General features: G+C 37.0%; 16 protein-coding genes. 12 read left to right on the forward strand and 4 right to left on the reverse strand.

The features are described from left to right. Positions 1-2 precede the first annotated feature (2 nt). Positions 3-518, reverse strand: coding sequence for a DoxX family membrane protein (locus RCG20_RS19565; RefSeq protein WP_308181807.1), 516 nt, complete (start codon positions 516-518; stop codon positions 3-5). Positions 519-907: 389 nt separating this feature from the next. On the opposite strand from RCG20_RS19565, the gene RCG20_RS19570 reads away from it, so the two are divergent. From RCG20_RS19570 to pcp, 5 genes are all read left to right on the forward strand, one after another. After that, on the forward strand, positions 908-2,290 hold the full coding sequence (locus RCG20_RS19570; protein WP_308181808.1) for an L-cystine transporter: 1,383 nt from the start codon (positions 908-910) through the stop codon (positions 2,288-2,290). A 379-nt stretch (positions 2,291-2,669) separates the two neighbouring features. Beyond that, positions 2,670-3,350, forward strand: coding sequence for a 5-oxoprolinase subunit PxpB (pxpB, locus tag RCG20_RS19575; RefSeq protein WP_308181809.1), 681 nt, complete (start codon positions 2,670-2,672; stop codon positions 3,348-3,350). Further along, positions 3,347-4,387: a 5-oxoprolinase subunit C family protein gene (locus RCG20_RS19580; RefSeq protein WP_308181810.1), complete on the forward strand. Its 1,041-nt coding sequence runs from the start codon at positions 3,347-3,349 to the stop codon at positions 4,385-4,387. Before pxpB ends, RCG20_RS19580 begins: the two co-directional genes overlap by 4 nt. Further along, positions 4,369-5,139 carry a LamB/YcsF family protein gene (locus RCG20_RS19585; protein ID WP_308181811.1) on the forward strand — a complete coding sequence of 257 codons (771 nt, stop codon included), beginning with the start codon at positions 4,369-4,371 and terminating at the stop codon, positions 5,137-5,139. Before RCG20_RS19580 ends, RCG20_RS19585 begins: the two co-directional genes overlap by 19 nt. 21 nt (positions 5,140-5,160) lie before the next feature. After that, positions 5,161-5,808 (forward strand): pyroglutamyl-peptidase I, encoded by a 648-nt coding sequence (gene pcp, locus RCG20_RS19590; RefSeq protein ID WP_308181812.1) that lies wholly within the window; start codon positions 5,161-5,163, stop codon positions 5,806-5,808. A gap of 461 nt (positions 5,809-6,269) precedes the next feature. Here the strand turns inward: pcp and RCG20_RS19595 are convergent, their stop codons facing one another. After that, positions 6,270-6,779 (reverse strand): DoxX family membrane protein, encoded by a 510-nt coding sequence (locus tag RCG20_RS19595; protein ID WP_308181813.1) that lies wholly within the window; start codon positions 6,777-6,779, stop codon positions 6,270-6,272. Positions 6,780-7,000: 221 nt separating this feature from the next. On the opposite strand from RCG20_RS19595, the gene RCG20_RS19600 reads away from it, so the two are divergent. Continuing rightward, complete coding sequence (locus RCG20_RS19600; RefSeq protein ID WP_308181814.1) at positions 7,001-7,516, forward strand: hypothetical protein; 516 nt, start codon at positions 7,001-7,003, stop codon at positions 7,514-7,516. 81 nt (positions 7,517-7,597) lie between these two features. Continuing rightward, the gene (locus RCG20_RS19605) at positions 7,598-8,158 is read left to right on the forward strand and encodes a maltose acetyltransferase domain-containing protein (protein WP_308184406.1); all 561 of its coding nucleotides are present in this window, start codon (positions 7,598-7,600) and stop codon (positions 8,156-8,158) included. Positions 8,159-8,402: 244 nt separating this feature from the next. On the opposite strand, the gene RCG20_RS19610 is transcribed toward RCG20_RS19605, so the two are convergent. Then, on the reverse strand, positions 8,403-9,602 hold the full coding sequence (locus RCG20_RS19610; protein WP_308181815.1) for a HupE/UreJ family protein: 1,200 nt from the start codon (positions 9,600-9,602) through the stop codon (positions 8,403-8,405). A 274-nt stretch (positions 9,603-9,876) separates the two neighbouring features. On the opposite strand from RCG20_RS19610, the gene RCG20_RS19615 reads away from it, so the two are divergent. The 4 genes from RCG20_RS19615 to RCG20_RS19630 all read left to right on the forward strand — a co-directional run bounded on the left by RCG20_RS19615 (position 9,877) and on the right by RCG20_RS19630 (position 17,797). Beyond that, positions 9,877-10,230 carry a lamin tail domain-containing protein gene (locus RCG20_RS19615; RefSeq protein ID WP_308181816.1) on the forward strand — a complete coding sequence of 118 codons (354 nt, stop codon included), beginning with the start codon at positions 9,877-9,879 and terminating at the stop codon, positions 10,228-10,230. Positions 10,231-10,263: 33 nt separating this feature from the next. After that, complete coding sequence (locus RCG20_RS19620; RefSeq protein WP_308181817.1) at positions 10,264-15,729, forward strand: OmpL47-type beta-barrel domain-containing protein; 5,466 nt, start codon at positions 10,264-10,266, stop codon at positions 15,727-15,729. Positions 15,730-16,153: 424 nt separating this feature from the next. Then, entirely contained in the window at positions 16,154-16,879 is a 726-nt protein-coding gene (locus RCG20_RS19625; protein WP_308181818.1) for a DUF475 domain-containing protein, read from the forward strand. A gap of 354 nt (positions 16,880-17,233) precedes the next feature. Beyond that, complete coding sequence (locus RCG20_RS19630) at positions 17,234-17,797, forward strand: DUF2062 domain-containing protein (RefSeq protein ID WP_308181819.1); 564 nt, start codon at positions 17,234-17,236, stop codon at positions 17,795-17,797. Between the two features lie 250 nt (positions 17,798-18,047). Here RCG20_RS19630 and RCG20_RS19635 read toward each other — a convergent pair whose 3' ends face one another. Next, complete coding sequence (locus RCG20_RS19635) at positions 18,048-18,539, reverse strand: CcdC protein domain-containing protein (RefSeq protein ID WP_308181820.1); 492 nt, start codon at positions 18,537-18,539, stop codon at positions 18,048-18,050. Between the two features lie 275 nt (positions 18,540-18,814). On the opposite strand from RCG20_RS19635, the gene RCG20_RS19640 reads away from it, so the two are divergent. Beyond that, entirely contained in the window at positions 18,815-19,507 is a 693-nt protein-coding gene (locus RCG20_RS19640; protein ID WP_308181821.1) for an AIM24 family protein, read from the forward strand. The last annotated feature ends 119 nt before the right edge of the window (positions 19,508-19,626 follow it).

Genomic DNA, 19,626 nt, shown 5'->3' on the forward strand with positions numbered 1-19,626 from the left:
TGTTATGCACTTATTTTGGTTCTTCCTGGGTTTTCTTTTGAAATCATTTTACGAATGAATGGAATTACTAAGCGATCTAAGCCGATACGTCCTGCGTTGTAACCTGCTGCTAGAATGATAACGCCTAGTAAAATATCAAGTGGATTGCTTGAGACTGTTCCAGCCATTAGGTAAGAGAAATTCATGACTAACGCGAAGAACGCAGCCGCTGTTGTTAAGCATCCGAGAATTAAACCTAAACCAACAAGGAATTCACCTAAAGGAATAATGGTATTGAAAAGGTGAGCATTTGGAAGAGCAAAGTGTTTTAAGAAACCTACATAAGTGGCATACACGATACTTCCATCAGGACCTTTAACCGGATTGGCAATCGCACCTTTTAAGAAGCCAGCTGCTTCAAAACCGCCGCTTGAAAGTTTGTGGTAACCTGCTGTTAACCATTCATATCCAAGGTATAAGCGTAAGACAGTAAGAATAGCGGCAGAAATTTTATTTTCTCTTAAAAATTGATTAAACATATAAAAGACCCCTTTTGAATAAGATTTATTAATAACTTAATTACATTGTTATTGTACTGCTTTTATCTTGAAATAAGGATAAATTGTTCTTTGTTTCACAAAGTTGTAAAAAAGTTTTGAACAAAATTAGTACGGATGTTTATCCGATTTGCAACGTATTAACTCCTATATATTCACTTATTTTGAATCAACTATTTTTGGAAGTTTTGAACCGTGCCCATGACTGTAGTACATTTTGTATTGTTTCGTAATTTATGACGTTTGGAGATGGAAACGCAACCGCTTTGTGGAAAGTGAGAATTTTTAAAATACTTTAATTCCGACTTGACTCATACGAATAGTTGTAATACAATTTTCCGTAAGTTAAAATATTGAATTGGAGGAAAATTATGAATACACTTCTTGTTATTGTAAATATTGTGGTGTTACTATTACTTATTTTTGGATTGTTCTTAATGCAAAAAAAACATGTATCGTTTTCTAAACGAATTTTCACAGCTTTGGGGTTGGGTATTGTTTTTGGTTTTATTATCCATCTTATCTACGGTACAACACATGAAGTTACGGTGGGTTCAATTGATTGGTTTAACATTGTAGGCGGTGGTTATGTAAGACTATTGCAAATGGTTGTTATGCCACTCGTATTCGTTTCCATAGTCGGAGCATTTACGAAATTAAAATTGACCAAAAATATTGGGAAAATCAGTTTCCTTGTTATCGGACTCTTGCTAGGAACAACTGCCATTTCTGCAGCAATTGGAATTGGCTCTGCATTAGGATTTGGTCTTGATGGCATTCATTTAAATTCTGGCGATGCTGAAATCGCTCGAAATGAACAATTAAAGCAAACGGTTGTTGGAGTGCAAGATATGACACTTCCACAACAAATTGTTCAATTAATCCCAAGTAATCCATTTCAAGATTTAACAGGTGCTCGTCCAACTTCTACCATTGCGGTAGTTATTTTTGCAGCTCTAATCGGTATTTCCTACCTTGGAGTAAAACGGAAGGATCCCGAACATGGTGATTTTTTTGCAAAAATTATCGACACTTTGTATTCGATAACCATGAGGGTTGTTACGCTCATTCTTCGTCTAACGCCATACGGCATTCTTGCAATCATTACAAAGGTAACAGCTACAAGTGATTATGAAGCGATAGCGAAATTAGGTAAGTTTGTCATTGCATCTTACGTAGCACTCATTCTAATGTTCATTGTCCATTTACTACTATTATCATTTGCCAAATTAAGCCCTGTAAATTATGTGAAGAAAGGCTTACCAACATTAACGTTTGCCTTTACTTCAAGGACAAGTGCAGGTACATTACCAATGACAATTAAAACGCAAACAAAGGATTTTGGTGTATCTGAAGGGATAGCAAACTTTGCGGCTTCATTTGGACTTTCAATCGGCCAAAACGGATGTGCTGGAATTTATCCAGCAATGTTAGCGGTAATGGTTGCTCCATCAGCAGGTATTGATCCAACAAGTCCGTCATTTATCCTTACTCTTATCCTCGTTGTAGCAATTAGTTCATTGGGTGTTGCAGGTGTTGGCGGTGGTGCAACCTTCGCAGCCTTAATCGTTTTATCCGTAATGAACCTGCCGATCGCCATTGTTGGATTACTTATCTCAGTCGAGCCATTAATTGATATGGGACGTACTGCTTTGAATGTCAGTGGCGCTATGACAGCTGGAGTATTAACGAGTAAAGTTACAGGTGAATTTGAAACGGAAGTCTATCAACAACCAAATGTTGTGGAAGCGTAAGATCGAGGGTGGAAACATGAGTGTCACCCGGCACTGAGTTGCCAATTTGTCCGAATGAAGGTTGTGTTTCACTTTACTTAAAAAATAGTAAATCAAAATTATACCAAAATATAAAAATAACATTTTCATACTTTGAATATAGGAGAATAAGGCAGTAAGTTGACCTTGTTCTCTTTTTGTTTTAGATTCCTTTCTAACGCAATAAATCTCAATGAGAAAATCAGATTGCATTTAGAACTATGGGTGTATAAAATTTACTTAATATAGTAAATTATTAAAAAATAGTCAGATATTTCGATCGGGCAAGGTAACTCATTTTAAAAATAATGCCTCATTTTGTCATTAAGGCTTAGTAGTCTAAGGGGGCGGCAAACTAGATATGCAAATGTATCCGTTAGGTGATTCGGCTATAATTGTTCAATTTGATAACAAGATAACGCTAGATGCTCATTACAAGGTTAGGGTTTTAGTGGATCGTTTGCAAGGGAATTCATTTAAAGGAATGTTGGAATTTGTGCCCGCTTTAACCACAGTAACCGTGTACTACAATCCTTTGCAGCTTTCTTACAAAGAAGCATATTCAGCATTAGAAAGAATCGTTTCAAGTTTGGAAGCTACCCCAATGGGAGCAGCTAGAACGGTTGAAATTCCCGTATGCTATGGGGGTGAGTTTGGTCCTGATCTTGAATTTGTGGCAGACCATAATGGACTAACAGTTGATGAAGTGGTTCAAATTCACTCTGGAAGTGAGTATCTTGTTTATATGATCGGCTTTGCACCTGGATTTCCGTATCTTGGCGGTATGTCAGAGAATATTCAAGCTCCACGCCGTTCATCTCCACGGATTACGATACCGGCTGGAACGGTGGGGATTGCAGGAATGCAGACTGGTATCTATCCAATTGAAACACCAGGGGGCTGGCAGTTAATTGGAAGAACACCAGAGGCACTATTTCGTCCGAATGAAAGCTCACCTAGTTTGCTGCAAATTGGTGATATTGTCCGTTTTCGCCCAATATTGGGTAAGGAATATGGTGTGTGGAAGGGGCGGGTCAAATGAGCATTAAGGTAATTCGCCCGGGAATGCTCTCGACAGTTCAGGATCTGGGCAGATACGGCATGCAAAAATATGGTGTGATTGTCAGTGGTGCGATGGATTCCTTTGCTCTCCGTGTTGCAAATATTTTGGTTGGCAACACGGAAGGAGAAGCAGCACTTGAAATCACGATGATTGGCTCAAAGCTAGAATTTAGAGAAAATTTATTGATCGCCATCTGTGGCGGAAATTTATCCCCAACTATTGATGGACATATAATTCCGCAATGGAGGCCGGTGCTTGTGAAAAAAGGATGTATATTGTCCTTTGGAGCAGTTAAATCTGGTTGTCGTGTATATCTTGCAATATCAGGAGGATTTGATATTCCGAAAATAATGGACAGCCAGAGCACCTATCTTCGGGCAGGAATCGGTGGTTTTCATGGACGTTCACTAAAGGAAGGTGATGTTTTGCTTGTTAAAGCTCCTTCTGATTTGGCAGTTCGTAGAATTAGCTGTCTATTTGATAGAGCAGGCACAAACGAAGTTGCCGCAAGTGAGTGGTCGGTAAGCCAAAAGATTTTCCCAGCTTATACTTTAAATCCAATCATCCGCGCCGTCCGCGGGGGTCAATTTAATTGGTTTACAATTGAAAGCAGGAAGCAATTTTTCGAAGAGGAATTTCTGGTGACGCCGCAATCAGACCGGATGGGTTACCGTCTTTGCGGACAACAGTTGCAATTATCCGAGCCCCGTGAATTAATATCTGAAGCGGTAACAGCGGGTACTGTCCAAGTACCGTCCGGAGGAAACCCGATTGTACTGTTAGCTGACCGCCAAACAATTGGGGGTTATCCGAAAATTGCACAAGTAGCAACAGTTGATCTTCCAATCCTTGCACAGGTCAAGCCCGGGGATAAAGTCCGGTTCCAGGAAATTCAATTGGAAGAAGCACAGGAGCTGCTTCAGTCACGGGAAACTGTATTTCAACTATTAAAACAGGGTGTCAAATTAAAAGAGTCGTCATTTTTGGGGGGATTTCATTGTATAGAGTTGACTTAAACTGCGATATGGGAGAAAGCTTTGGAGCATACCGTTTGGGTGCTGATGAGGATATTCTTGAATATGTCACTTCCGCTAATATTGCATGCGGTTTTCATGCAGGGGATCCAACGACAATGCGAAAAACGGTTATACTTGCTTTGGAGAAGGGGATTGGGATCGGAGCACATCCTGGTCTACCTGATCTGATTGGTTTTGGCCGCCGAAATATGGAAATCTCTCCTCAGGAAGTCTTCGATATGGTTGTGTATCAAATTGGGGCACTTTATGGATTTGTTAAAGCAGAAGGCGGTATATTGCAGCATGTAAAACCACATGGTGCTCTATATAATATGGCTGCAAAAAGTAGTGAACTGTCGGAAGCAATCGCTCATGCCGTTTACAAAGTAGATTCAGAATTAATTTTATTCGGCCTTTCAGGAAGTGAATTAGTGAAAAGTGGAAAATCAATTGGACTCAGGACGGCAAGTGAGGTATTTGCTGATCGAACCTATCAGCAAGACGGCTTGTTAACACCAAGACGGCAACCGAATGCCTTGATTACTGACGATCAAAAAGCGATTGATCAGGTCATTCTCATGGTGAAAGAAGGAAAAGTATTGTCCCAACAAGGCGTAGACATTGCCATTCAAGCAGATACAATCTGCATTCACGGTGATGGGGCGCATGCCTTAAGCTTTGCTCGCAAAATTCGTGAACAACTAATTAACTCAGAGATAAACGTACAGGCAGTTATGGATCTTTTTTATTAACAAGTGGAAGGGGAACTCACGATGAAAAAGATACTTGTTACTGGTTTTGACCCATTTGGTGGAGAACCCATTAATCCAGCACTTGAAGCAGTTAATCTCTTAAGCGGAAAAGAAATTTCAGGGTATGAAGTGGTCACAAGGGAAATACCAACAGTTTTCGGCAAAGCGATTGACAGTCTAACAGGAGCGATAGATGAAATTAATCCTGCCATAGTTATATGTGTTGGCCAAGCAGGGGGAAGATCTACGATTACGCCTGAGCGAATAGCAATCAATGTGGACGATGCTAGTATCACAGATAACGAGAATAATCAGCCAATTGACGAAGAAATTGTTCAAGAAGGGCCAGCTGCCTACTTTTCCAAACTACCGATCAAGGCAATGGTGAAAAAAATGAATGAAAATGGCATCCCTGCTTCCATTTCGAATTCGGCGGGCACATTCGTTTGCAACCATATTTTTTATGGACTAATGAATTATCTTGATACTAGCAAAAAGGATATCCGAGGGGGCTTTATCCATATTCCTTTCCTTCCTGAACAGATCGTCCGCAACCCCGGACAACCAAGCATGAGTCTAGAATTGATTGTTAAGGGACTAGAACTTTCCATTGAAGCCGCTGTATCAAATGATACAGATATTGTAGAGGGCGGAGGAGAGGTTAGTTAATTTAAGAAATGAGTTTCCCTTATATCATTTAAATAAAAGGCACTGTTAAACTTCATTGTTGTTTTTTATTATGATTGGGGAACAGGACATAAGATCCTTTATTTGCAATCATTACACGAGTAATCCGAGAAACCAACGAAAATAAAATAAGCGGAGATTTTTCGGTTAAATGCAGAATGGAGCTCGTTTCGGGTTGTATAAGCGGAAGTTTTCCGGTTACGCAATGCAAAGTCCCCCATTTTCGCAGTTTTAGAGTCAATAGGCGGAAACTCTCCGTCTATTTTAATCTATTTTTAATCCAAGTTTCTAATTAAGAGGAATTTTTCCGTCTATTAAGAATTCGGACAGGTATAACATATGAACATTTATCTTAAACATAGCCAAATAAAAAAGAAAGCCATCCTCTTCTGAAAAATATAAAAAGTACCTCACACCTAAAATTAGGTGTGAGGTACTTTGCATTATGCATTAACTCTTGCTTTATTTTCCTTTGCCGTCATTTTACGAATGAATGGCATTACTAAGCGGTCTAAACCGATGCGTCCTGCGTTGTAACCTGCTGCTAGAATGATAACTCCTAGTAGAATATCAAGTGGATTGCTCGATACAGTGCCGGCCATCAGGTAAGAGAAGTTCATCACGAGTGCGAAGAATGCAGCGGCAGTTGTTAGGCACCCGAGAATTAATCCTAATCCAACTAAGAATTCACCTAATGGGATGATTGTATTGAAAAGATGAGCATTTGGAAGAGCAAAGTGTTTTAGGAATCCAACATAAGTTGCGTAAACGGTGCTACCATCAGGGCCTTTAACTGGATTGGCAATCGCACCTTTTAAGAAGCCAGCTGCATCAAAACTGCCGCTTGAAAGTTTGTGAAAGCCTGCTGTTAACCATTCGTATCCAAGGTATAAACGTAAGACAGTTAAGATTGCTGCGGAAATTTTATTTTCTCTTAAAAATTGACTAAACATATAAAAGTCCCCTTTATGAAAAAGTTTTATTAGTAACTTGATTACATTGTTATTATAATATTTTTATCTCGAAATGAGAGTATATTGTTCAGAGATTCACAAATATGTAAAAAAGTTTTGAACAAAATTAGTACGGACGGATTTAATTAAAGGAATTCGGTTAAAATTTTGAATCTAATTAAATTGTGCCCGCGTCTTAATTTAAAAGGAGGCTTTTTTATATGAGAAAGATTTGTGTTTTACTACTATTTTTTTGTGTAATATTAGTAGCTTGTACTAATCGAACAATCGATGATTCTGCAAATCTTAAAATAAATCAGGGGAAACCAACTACCCAAGAAATACCATCAAAAAATAATGATGCTAATATTACTGTAGTTGAAGATATTCTGGATACCGAAAGATTTGTACAAATATTAAAAACCAAAGGCTATAAAGTCATTAAACGCGAAAATGAAAACGGAACAACTCTTGATTCTCTATTTTCAGTGTACCCAGCATATTATGAAGTAGATGAAAAAAGAATAGGTATTTATGAATATAAAAATGAAAAAAATGCAAAAAAAGATTCTGAAACGATTTCAAAGGATGGTAGTATTATCGGTCATGGAATTATTGATTGGGTAGATAATCCGCATTTCTATCAAAGGGGAAAAGTTCTAGTTAGCTATATTGGGTCTAATTACAAGTTACAAAATGATTTAGAAGGAATACTTGGGATGTCAATTACAAACTAGGCTGCTATTCTTATTGAAGCAAATAAGAGGTTAAAAAGGGTATGCTAAACGATACAATCTTATTTTAAGGAGTTTCTAATGGTGAAAACGGAAAAAGAAAAAATGGTAAATGGCGAACTTTACAATGCTGCCGACCCAGAATTACTAAAAGAAAGATTAAATGCACGAAGACTAACCAGGCTATATAATCAAACACTTGAAACAGATGACAACAAAAGAACCAAATTATTAAAAGAGTTGTTTGGCTCAACAGGAAAAAATCTATTCATAGAACCAACGTTTCGATGTGATTATGGTTACAATATACATATTAATGAGAATTTCTATGCTAATTTTGATTGTGTTTTTTTGGATGTTTGTGAGATTAGGATAGGTGATAATTGCTATATTGGGCCAGGTGTACACATATATACAGCAACACACCCATTAAAATCAACGGAAAGAATATCAGGAGTAGAATACGGAAAGCCAGTAAAAATCGGTCAGAATGTCTGGATTGGTGGGAGAACCGTTATAAACCCTGGAGTTAATATAGGTAATAATGTTGTTATTGCTTCAGGAGCAATCGTAACAAAAGATGTACCAGATAATGTTGTGGTTGGTGGAAATCCTGCGAAAATAATTAAAGAAATTGAAGAATAGATTAGTTCTAAAACCTATGTAATTTTTTGAGAGGAAAGGACAAATGAGTCCTTTCCTTTTTAAATAGTCTTGATGAATAGGTATTAGCAATTATCTTCCTAAAGAAGATGAAGTAGTAAAAAGGCTACAAAACAATTGGCATCCTAGTATAATTGTAGGGGTAGTTTTTTGTCTTACACAAAGTTAGCGCATGACCTATTTTAAAAATATGGAGAAAACTTCTCTGATACAAGAAAAAAGACCTTTAAAAGAAAATCCTTTCAACCAACCAAAATGCTCCCAAAAGAGCGATGATAAATGAACCACCTCGCACCATTTTTCCATAAGATTTATTCCTTTGGATTAAAATGAGTAATGGAAGCAGTAATAATACGATAGACAGTTGAACTGCCTCAATACCTAGATTGAAATTAACTAATGCAACTGCTAGGTGGCTTTTAGGAATTGACATTTCTCTTAAAATACTGGCAAAACCTAGCCCATGAATTAAACCAAATATAAAAGTAATACTCCAACGCCACTTAATTTCTTTGCGAAATATATTTTCTAAAGCAACATAGCAAATACTTAATGCAATCGTTGCCTCGACAAAACGGGAAGGGATGGTAACCATACCTAATACAGCGAGACTAAGTGTAATACTATGTGCAATTGTAAAAGAAGTTACAATCGCTGCATACTGCTTAAATGTTTGTTTCCTTATTAATAACGCTAAAAGAAATAATAAATGATCATAGCCAGTTAAGATATGAAGAGCTCCGAGTTTAAAAAATGAAAACCATGTAGATGTTTCTTTTACAGGAGTTGCCTGAGCAGTTTGAACCGGATGAGTATCTGGTGATATGCTTTGTACGTCTGTTGCTCCTTGTTCTTGTTGCACTTCAGTTACAAGCATCGTCCAAACCCGGTCCTTACCCTGCAGAACATTTTCACTTGTCTGACCTTCATAAGATGCGGAAATAAGATCTACATAATTAGTTGCAGAATCATTGGCATAGAAGCCATCATTAAAGCTAATCGTCTCCCCTGGTTTAAAGGAAGGAAAAGTCATATAGACGGATAGAAATACTTTATCTTGTTTTTTTACCAATTTCATTTGATCAATTTTAGCTGTTTGTTCCTTATTATCCTTATCAAGAGCAATACCCTCAGAAAGAATTTCCTCTAATTTATGTTTATTGTGCTTAATTTCTGATTTTTCTAGAACCCAGTTTTTATTCTTATCAATCCCTTTAATTAATTCAAAGATAGATAACGTATCAAGAGAAAAGACAACTTCAGTTTTTTTTGAATCCATTGTTATTTTCGTATAACTAGCACTGTATGCGTGTGCAGATGCATTGGATGGGAAGAGTAAAAATGGCAACAGAATAAATGATAGTAACAACAAGGTTAGAAGTCTGACTTTCGGAAAGATTACATTCTTACTGAAAAGTAAATGCACGAGAAACCTCCTAAAATTATTATATTAAAATAATTTTTAAAAATTGCCATTATTAAAAATAAATATTATCCCCCTTAATATAATCATATTTTATCCAGAATTGTATACAATTTATCAATTACTCTATAAATCTTAAGATAATAATTATTAATGGTATATCTTTATGTCAGAATATTTCGTAGAATTAAAGAGTAATTGATATTACAGGAAAGGGGCGATAAAAAATTTTTCGCATTTAGTTTAAATAAAATCTAAGCGAAGGGTTGGTAAATGAATGATTTGGAGAAACAGAAAATTTAAACGCATAACAAGCATTGTCACGACAGTTCTTCTATTGATCAGCACCTTTTTGCCAAGTAGTTTAATTGGTAGAGCTCATGCAGAGCAAGCAAACCATGTTGTTATCTCTCAGGTTTTCGGTGGGGGAGGAAATAGCGGAGCACCATATAAAAATGACTTTATTGAGTTATATAATCCGACGGATCAACCTGTTTTACTAGATGGATGGTCTGTACAATACGCTTCTTCTTCAGGTTCAACATGGGGGGTTACTACTTTAAAAGGAATCATTCAGTCACATGGTTATTACTTGATAAGTGAAGCCGCAGGAACAGGTAGTGCTGCTTAACTTCCAACTCCAGATGCTACAGGCGCATCCGCAATGTCAGGTACTGCTGGAAAAGTAGTTTTATTAAATACCACAACAGCAGCTACTGGAACAACACCAGCGGGAGCGATTGATTTTGTTGGATTTGGAACTGCAACAACTTTTGAGGGTTCTGGTGCAACAAAGGCTCCATCAAATACAACCAGTGCTCAACGTAGGCCATATGATAATACTGATCCAGCTACCGGCAAAGGGAACGCATGGGATACAAATGATAACGCAGCAGACTTCTATGTAGGACCAGTTACTACACCAAGAAATACGGCAAGCCCAACGGAAGCTCCAATGGTTCCAGTTACTAGCTTGCAGCCAAAAGGAACTAATATCCAATTTTCACAAAATAGTAATGATATAACTGTAACAGGTTTGGCAGGTGCAGCTGAACCAGGTTCAACTATCAATGTTTATGAAAGCGCATCCAAAGGAACTGCTCTTGGAACTGCTACCGCTACAGCAGATGGCTCATTTGATATCAGCTTTACTTCTGATAAAGTACTAGCATCTGTATTTGTTTCTGCTAAGCAGGATACTTTGAATGAAAGTGCAACGATCCAAATTAACGTTGCTGCTTCAAGCCAAACGGTTGTACAAGACAAACTAAGCTATGTTGTTGCCAATGGTGTTGGTACTTTAATCGGTGGAGCAGGAGCAACAGTTGCAAATGCTATTATTAATGTTTACCCAAATGATACGGCAAATGCAGCAGAAAGATTAAATAGCCAAACTATCACAGCAGGTAGTGGAGGAGATTTTTCAGTTACGATTAACAATGCTCCTAATACTGTTTATGTAACACAGATTACAAACTCAGCAAAAGGAATCATGTTAGAAAGTGTTCCCGTATCCGTTACAAAAGCGGATACAACTGTTATTACAAAGCTTAATGAGGTTCGAGCTTATGATAATAATGGGCAGCCAATAAATCTCAACCAGTTCTATACCATTGAAGGTGTTGCGACGGTTGACAATCAAATTCTTGGAACACAAAAACAAAATTTCTATTTACAGGATAATACTGCAGGAATAGACATTTTTAGTACTACTTTAGATACTCCTTTCAAGGTCACTAAAGGTGATAAATTACGTGTAACCGGTAAAGTACTTATTTACAACGGTTTAACAGAATTCGAGCCCACTTCTATCGAAAAAAAGAGTGAAGGCAATCCAATACCAGTAGCTAAAAATCTTACCATTCTGGAGTCAACTACCTTTGCAACAGCAGAACCACTTGAAGGGAGCCTTGTAACGGTTACTGGTCAGGTTACAACAACAGCAAGTACACCTCCAAATTATAATGTAACTTTTGTTGATGAAAACAATAAAGCAACAACCTTACGGATACTAAGTCCTACAGGCATTGTTCCAGACACAGACCTTGTTGTAGGGAAAAGCTACACAGTGACTGGAGTATTGGGACAATATACAACTAACAAAACACTACTTACTTCTGGATATCAAATTTATCCTCGTGATAAAAAAGATATTGCACCAATTCTTCAAATTACACATACTCCTTTAACGCAGGTTTACAAAGGAGCGAATGTACAATTTGAAGCAAACGCTGATGGTGCCGAAACTGTTACTTTGTACTATAGAGCGACAGGTAAAACTGATTTTACTGCTTTACCTATGGTTATAGGCAGTGAAGGGCGTTACACGGTCACATTAGACGCAGCAAATGTACCTCAAAACGGCTTCGACTATTATATTGAAGCAAAAGCAGGTGCACAAACTAAACAAGCAGGGTCAAGTGCATCTCCATTTTCGGTTACCTTAATAGACGATACTTTAGGACCGGACTTTAGTGGTGAAACACCTCAAGATAAATCGAAGATAGAGACTCCACACCCTGAAATTTCTGTTTTAATTAATGATCCAAGTGGTGTTGATGCAGCTTCTGTGCAGCTGTGGCTTGATGGAAACGAACTTAAGGCTCCAGATGCCACAATTAGTAAAACACAAGTAAAGTATACACCTACGGATGACATGGTACTTGGCACACATACTGTCAAGGTATCGGCAAAAGACGCTAGAGGGAACAGCAATGTAAAAGAGTGGACATTTGAAATAGTACCTCGCTTTACTGGAGGAAATCACTACCGTGGTACTACACATAACCATACTAGCATTTCGCATGATGCTACAGGAAATCCGGAAGATGCTTTAAAAGCAGCAGAAGAACACCATTACGATTTCTTTTCTTTCTCAGACCATTCACATGACATTGACCCATCATTACTTGGTCAAGATACTGTGGTAAATCAAAAAGGTATGCAAGAACGTAAAGGTGGAGAGCAGTGGCAATTAACAAAAGACCTTGCAAAACAATATACACAAAATGGTTCGTTTGTTGTATTCCCTGCCTTTGAAATGACTGCTACTACTTGGGGGCATTCCAATGTTTTCGGAACCGAGAATTTCATCGACCGAAACATTAATGGGAAGCAATACCAAGATTTAAGCCAGTATTATGCATGGGTTATGACGTATGATGATGTCGTTGCCCAATTCAATCATCCAGATATGTCTGCAAATGCATTTAATAATTTTAAACCGTATGACAAAAATCTGGATAAATTATTTACGATGTTAGAAGTTGGTAATGGTTCAGGCCATTATGGATATGCAAATGCTGAAGGTAAATTTTATTCTGCATTAGATCTGGGCTGGCATGTTGCACCAACGTATGGTGAGGATAACCATGATGGAACATGGGGTCAAACCAATGCTCGTACAGTTATTGTTGCTAATGATTTATCTCAAGAATCCTTGCTACACTCTATGCGAAATATGCGTGTGTACATGGAAGAGGATCCAAACTTCAATTTGGATGTATTAGCAAATGGTTACTATATGGGTTCGACTGTTGATACAAAGAACTTAAAGTTTGCTATTTCCGGAAGTGACCTAGTCGCCGAAGCACATAATGACAGCGATTATAAATATCTTCCAACAACTTATAAATCAGATGACAGAATTGCTAAAGTGGAATTAATTTCAAATGGTGGAAAAGTGGTTGATTCTTATTCACCAATGACAAAGGATTTTAATTGGGCACCATCTTATACCGTAACAAGTGGCCAGCAATGGTTTGTTGTTAAAGTTACCCAAATGGATGGCGAACGGATTTATTCTTCACCAATCTGGTCGAAGGAACAATCAGTTGATGTAAAAGTCAACGGAATTGATATCGATGCTGGTGTAATTATTGACGGCAATCCAGCTTCATTAAAAGCGACTATTGCTAATAATGGAATGGAGACAGTTAATAATCTTAAAGTCGATTTCTATTATGATGAAGTGAATCAAGATCATTTTATTGGAACAAGCGATATCTCTTCTATTTTAAGTAAAAGCTCAGCAACTGCTGCAGCTACTTGGAAAACTCCAATAAAAGGTGATCACAAATTAATCGTGGTAGTAACCTCAAAGGATGGCCTTGATATTGGTGATGTTCAATATACGTTACAAGTAAAAATTAAAGAATCACTTGGTATAAAAGTTCTGATTGATGCTAAACACGGAAACGAAAATACAAGTGCTGACAGCGGAACGTACAAAGACAACTTAAAAGCCTTTACGCTTGAACTTCAAAAAGAAGGATATACGGTTGCTGAAAATAAAGTAACTATTACTGATGAAGTGTTAAGCAATGTAAAAGTGTTAGTCTTTACAAATGCAAGAACTGCACTAACTGATGCGGAAAGAGCAGCGGTCGCTAAATTTGTGACAAATGGTGGTTCATTGTTGATGACTGCTAAGAGTAACAACAGTGCTGATCCAACAATAAATAACCCGTTGTTAAGCGACATTGGAACGAATATTCGAATCGGAAATGATGGAGTATTTGACTTAAGTAAGAGTGGTAATTTCTGGGGTGATCCAGCTGTTAGTCCCTATGCAGTCAGAGTACATCCGGGATTAGTACCAAGCCATATTACTGATCGCGTTGCGTTCGTTGATTATTATAGTGGTGTCAGCTTGTCAGGTGCTAATAATCAGGCTCTTACACAAGGTGGTAATGTCACAATCCTTGCAAAAGGAAATGAAACAACGTACCAGGGTAATATTAAAGGTGGATACACGTATGACAGTGTTTCTGATGATAATGGTGGTTCTGCTATTCCATTAATTGCCTCTGATGAAATCGGAACAGGACGTATCATTGTTTCAGGTATGAACTTCTTTAATGATAAACAGATGGATGAATCATATGAACCAAAAGGGAATGATGAACTAGCTTTAAATGCTATTAACTGGTTAGCAGATCGGGAGACGAACGTTTCTAAGATTTCCGATGCACGCAAACTAGCAGATGATACAGATGTTGTAGTGGAAGGAACTGTAACCACTGCTGCAGGCGTATTCTTTGATGCGTTCTACCTACAAGATGATACGAATGGTATTATGGCTTATCTTGAAGTTCCAGACGGTTCACTAAAAGCCGGAGATAAGGTTCGGGTATATGGTCATCTTAAGACGTTTGAAAATAACAAAGAATTAGAGTTTACAAGTTTTGCTAAAGATGTTATTAAACTCAGTTCAGGTGATCCTGTTCAGCCAAAAGAGGTAGCAACTGGGGAAGCTACAACGAATGCTAACAAAGGTTTACTTGTTAAGGTGAAAGGGAAAGTAGTGTCTCAATTTGATGATAACTCCTATGTCATCAATGACGGCTCAGGTGATTTGTTAGTATTTACTGACGGATACATTGTTAACCAAAGTGGTCCAGTTCCAGTCCTGAAGGCAGGAGATACTCTTGAAGCAGTCGGATTGTCCGGTTCTTTTGCGCAGGGTGAACGTATCCGTGTTAGAGATACAAAAGAATTAGTTGGAATTCCAGATACTACAGCACCTGTCACAACAGTTGATTTAAATCCAATCAATTCAACTGGAAAAAATGGGTGGTATACATCTGATGTTACTGTCAGCCTCACAGCGACAGATGATATGTCTGGTGTTAAAACAACCCAATATCAAATCAACGGTAATGGATGGTCTGATTACACAGCACCAATCCAGTTGACTACTGATGGTGTATTCACTATCGAATATCGAAGTGAAGATTTCAGAGGTAATGTTGAAATTGCGAAGTCACTTGAAGTGAAAATCGATAAAATAGCACCAACTTTGAAGGTTACTGTTGACCAGCCTATTCTTTCTGTACCAAACCATAAGATGGTAGATATCAAAGCATTCCTTGAAGCTAGTGATTCGACATCAGGAATTGATTCCGTTGTATTAGAATCCATAACTGTAAATGAAGAAAATGCTAACCCAAGTGATGTCCAAGGTGCATCCTATGGAACAAATGACATGATATTCAGTCTTCGTGCCGAGAGAAACGGTTATGGGGATGGACGTATCTATACAATTACCTATCTTGCAACAGATAAAGCTGGAAATAGTATAAGAGGGACTGCAACAGTAACGATACCAAAAGGGAACTCAGGCAAATAATAGTTTAAAAGGACTGCTAACAGGACAGTGACTGTCTCTGGAAGTAGTCTTTTTTTTTCGCGGGACAGTCCCTAATTTTTGGTATATTATTTTAATAGATATTTTTAGTACATATATTTAAGGGTTTTTCATACATTTAGACTAGGGGTCCATATTGTTTAAGACAGAATTTTCATCTCCTCTAAAACGAAGCTATTCTTGGTCGGTTAACTAAACTAACACAAACACATTCATGTGTAGTATGGCTGATCTTGAACATGTAAGTAGCAGAAAGCTTATTTTTCCTGGTTGGTTTTGCAAAGATCCGCCCCGTTTCTTCCTCCAACAAGGGTGTAGAATCAACGGGGAAATTGGTATTAATTAGGACAAGTTTTATTGCATGTGGGAAGTAGATCAATAAATGGAAAAGGAGAACTAAATCCATATGGAGTTCCTACAAGAAATAGTGAATAATTATCGCGCTTTTTTTTCATTAGAAGCTTTTGAAAATGTAGTTTTTAATCCTGCTAGTTGGGGAGTTATTGGAACTCTTATTATCCTTGAAGGATTATTATCTGCTGATAACGCTTTGGTTTTAGCGGTGATGGTGAAGCATCTACCAAAGGACCAACGAAAGAAAGCACTTTTCTATGGAATTTTTGGTGCTTATTTTTTCCGCGTTGTTGTGATTGGAATAGGAATTTCTTTAATTCATATTGCCTGGATTAAAATAGTCTGTGGTCATTATCTACTTTGGATTGTTTTTCAGAACTTACTTCAGAAAAATGATCAAGAAGATGGGGTCCAAAATAAAAAAATGGCCTTTTGGAAAACAGTGTTAACAGTGGAGTTAATGGACATTTCGTTTAGCTTTGACAGTGTGATTGCAGCATTTGGAGTTTCAAATCAAGTATGGGTCCTATTCTTAGGAGGGGTACTAGGTATTCTAATGATGAGAGGTGTCGCAAATTTATTCTTGGCATTGATTGAAAAAGTACCAGAATTTGAAACAACGGCGTTTGTTTTAATTGCCATTATCGGAGTAAAAATGATCCTTTCTGCTTTCGGCTTTCATATGGATGAAATGGTATTCTTCACCGTAATAATCACGATTTTCTTAGGAACATTTATTGTTCATTTATTTAGAAAAGGGTATAAAACAACTGTATAATTTTTTGAGAGGAGAGGGCAAACGAGCCTTTTCCTTTTTTACTTCTTACTGGCATTTTATAGTGAAACCAACTTAAATAGAGGAGGTTTTAAGAGGAGTTACATTGGTAATATGTGTGTTTATTATTAATCATATCGATTTTAATCCAAAAAAAATAGAACTAGGTGAATGATCTCACCCTTTTTTTGTAAGCTGTGCGCCCAAAGTTTTTTTGAAAAAAATCCCAAATAAACGCACGCTCAGCCCGAATTTTCTAGATTTAAAAATTTTTTTGCTAGATAATAAAAAAAAAGAGGCAAATTGCTTTAATATAGAATATAGTTAAGTTATCTGTTTTCACAAGGGGTTACCACTATGAGTATAAAACATAAAAAGTATAATTTTTTTCAACGACTAGGACGTGCTTTTAGGTACAATTTTATTAAGCTTTTTCGATCTCCTGGAGGAGCCAAAAAGGTATCCTTGGGATTTTCCCTTGGTTTTGGCTTAGAAATGCTGGTTCTTTCAACCGCTGGACTAATTTATATATTGTTTATACCAATTGTACGTATATCCAAAGGCTCATTACCTGCTGCAATCATCGGAAATGTTATTGGAAAACTATCCTTTCTTCCCGTTATTCTTTTACCTTTTGCTAAAAAGGTTGGGAAAATAATCTACCCAATGACAGTTAGAATAGGTCACAATGCTCCTTTTTCTTTACAGAATTTAATGCACGGTGATTTTAGTGGCTTAATTGGTATTCTTCATGGAGGAATACATCTTTTAATAGGAATGACTGCTTTAGGAATTGTACTTGGTTTGACTTCATACTTTATAGTTCATTATTTCTATGAAAAAACAAAAGAAAATAGATTAACAAGAATTCGTGAAAAACATGCGTTACGTAAAAAGAACCTCAATAATAATTTAACATGAGTTCTGGATTTGGAGATAATTAATCAACAATTTTGTGCGACTGTCACCACCCGTAGGTCACCACAAAAAATTGTCCTATTTATTGAGTGGGAAAAAATGGTAAAAACACTTGGATTTTTCTTAATCCAAGTGTTTTTTTTATGTTTTTATAGTTTATTTCTGCATATATTATTACTGATTTTTCACGTTAACCGAACCTCGTTACTAAAAACACGTTTCTTTTTATTGGAAACAAGATTTTTTAACTTGATTATGATCTGCTATCCGCTGCTAGATTACCAATATAAAGCCTGCGAAATTTAATATAACTTCCAATTCGCCAAATACTAACATAAAAAAAGGCCAATGCCATTGTTAGAATAGTAAAATCAATTGTATCAATATTTTTAAAGTATTGGCTTAAGGAAACTCGAATTATGATAATAGCAATAATAACAAATTTAAAATTTTTATTCGGCTTTGAATAAATATAGCCATCCTCTCGAATTTCATAGGATGTTTGTGAAAGCATGATTCCCCCAAACAATATTCCAAGTAAACTTGCAATTAACATTTCCCAATAGGCTGGTAGATGAAACGGTTTACCTGGTATGTGCATCAGCTGGGTGATACTCAATGAAAATAATACAAGAACAAGTAAAAATGGAACAATAATTCCAAAGCCTCCCTTTTTAATTGGTTGCTTTTTTCCCATCATTTTATTTCCATCCTTTCTAAGGATCACTTTTATTATGATTAACATTCCGTCATTTTGTTATTATAAACAACAGAAGTTAAAATAAGATAGTGTAGAATTTCATGATTTTAGTATGAGAATTTTCATATGGAATCCTTTTAATCACAATAAGCTTTACTAAAGATGTTTCACGTCATGGTTGGTCAAAGTTTAGTGGGAAATGATCGGGAGAATGACGAACAGATTTTTGCCGCTGTTCGTTATTCTCCTTTTTTCTTCAAAATTTGAAACATAAATACCTATGGTTACGTAATAACTAATATAGAAAGGGTGTGTTGGTATTGAGCAGATACTCGATTCATGAATTTATTAAAAAAACAGAGCAAGAGGATAAAGGCGAGGGCTTATTCGAATTGGAGACTCCTCGAATGCTTGAAGTCAACCTGGATGGTCAAGTTTGGGCCAAAGCAGGTTCGATGGTTGCCTATAATGGTCAAATCAAATTCGTCAGGGAGGGTATTTTAGAGAATGGTCTCGGAACAGCGTTCAAGAAGGCGTTATCTGGAGAAGGGGCTTCCTTAATGAAGGCTAATGGCCAAGGGAAATTATATCTTGCGGATGAAGGTAAAAAGATCATTATCTTACATTTACAAAATGAAGCTATATATGTTAATGGTAACGATCTTCTCGCATTTGAACCAACAATAAAATGGGATATTAAAATGATGAAACGGATTGCCGGGATGATGGCGGGTGGATTATTTAATGTACGATGTGAAGGAACTGGAATGATTGCCATTACCACACATCATGAACCCCTTACACTATTGGTTTCACCAGGAAAACCTGTAATTACTGATCCAAACGCAACTGTGGCTTGGTCTGGGAACCTGCAACCTGAGTTACAAACGGATATTAGTTTGAAAACATTCCTTGGAAGAGGAAGCGGCGAATCTATTCAAATGAAATTTGAAGGAGATGGGTTTGTTGTCGTACAGCCTTACGAAGAGGTCAAAATGAAGGAAAAAGGATAAGTTAAAGAGCAGCTGGCTTCCGTGCTGCTCTTTTTAATTGTTAAAAATAAGGCTATGTTATTGAATAGGCATCCAATTAACTTTCCAGATCCCTTTGTTACTTTTGGTTAGTCCGAAGC

Origin of the sequence: Neobacillus sp. PS3-40 (genome assembly GCF_030915485.1) — a bacterium.
In the GTDB taxonomy this organism is placed as follows: domain Bacteria; phylum Bacillota; class Bacilli; order Bacillales; family Cytobacillaceae; genus JAUZPL01.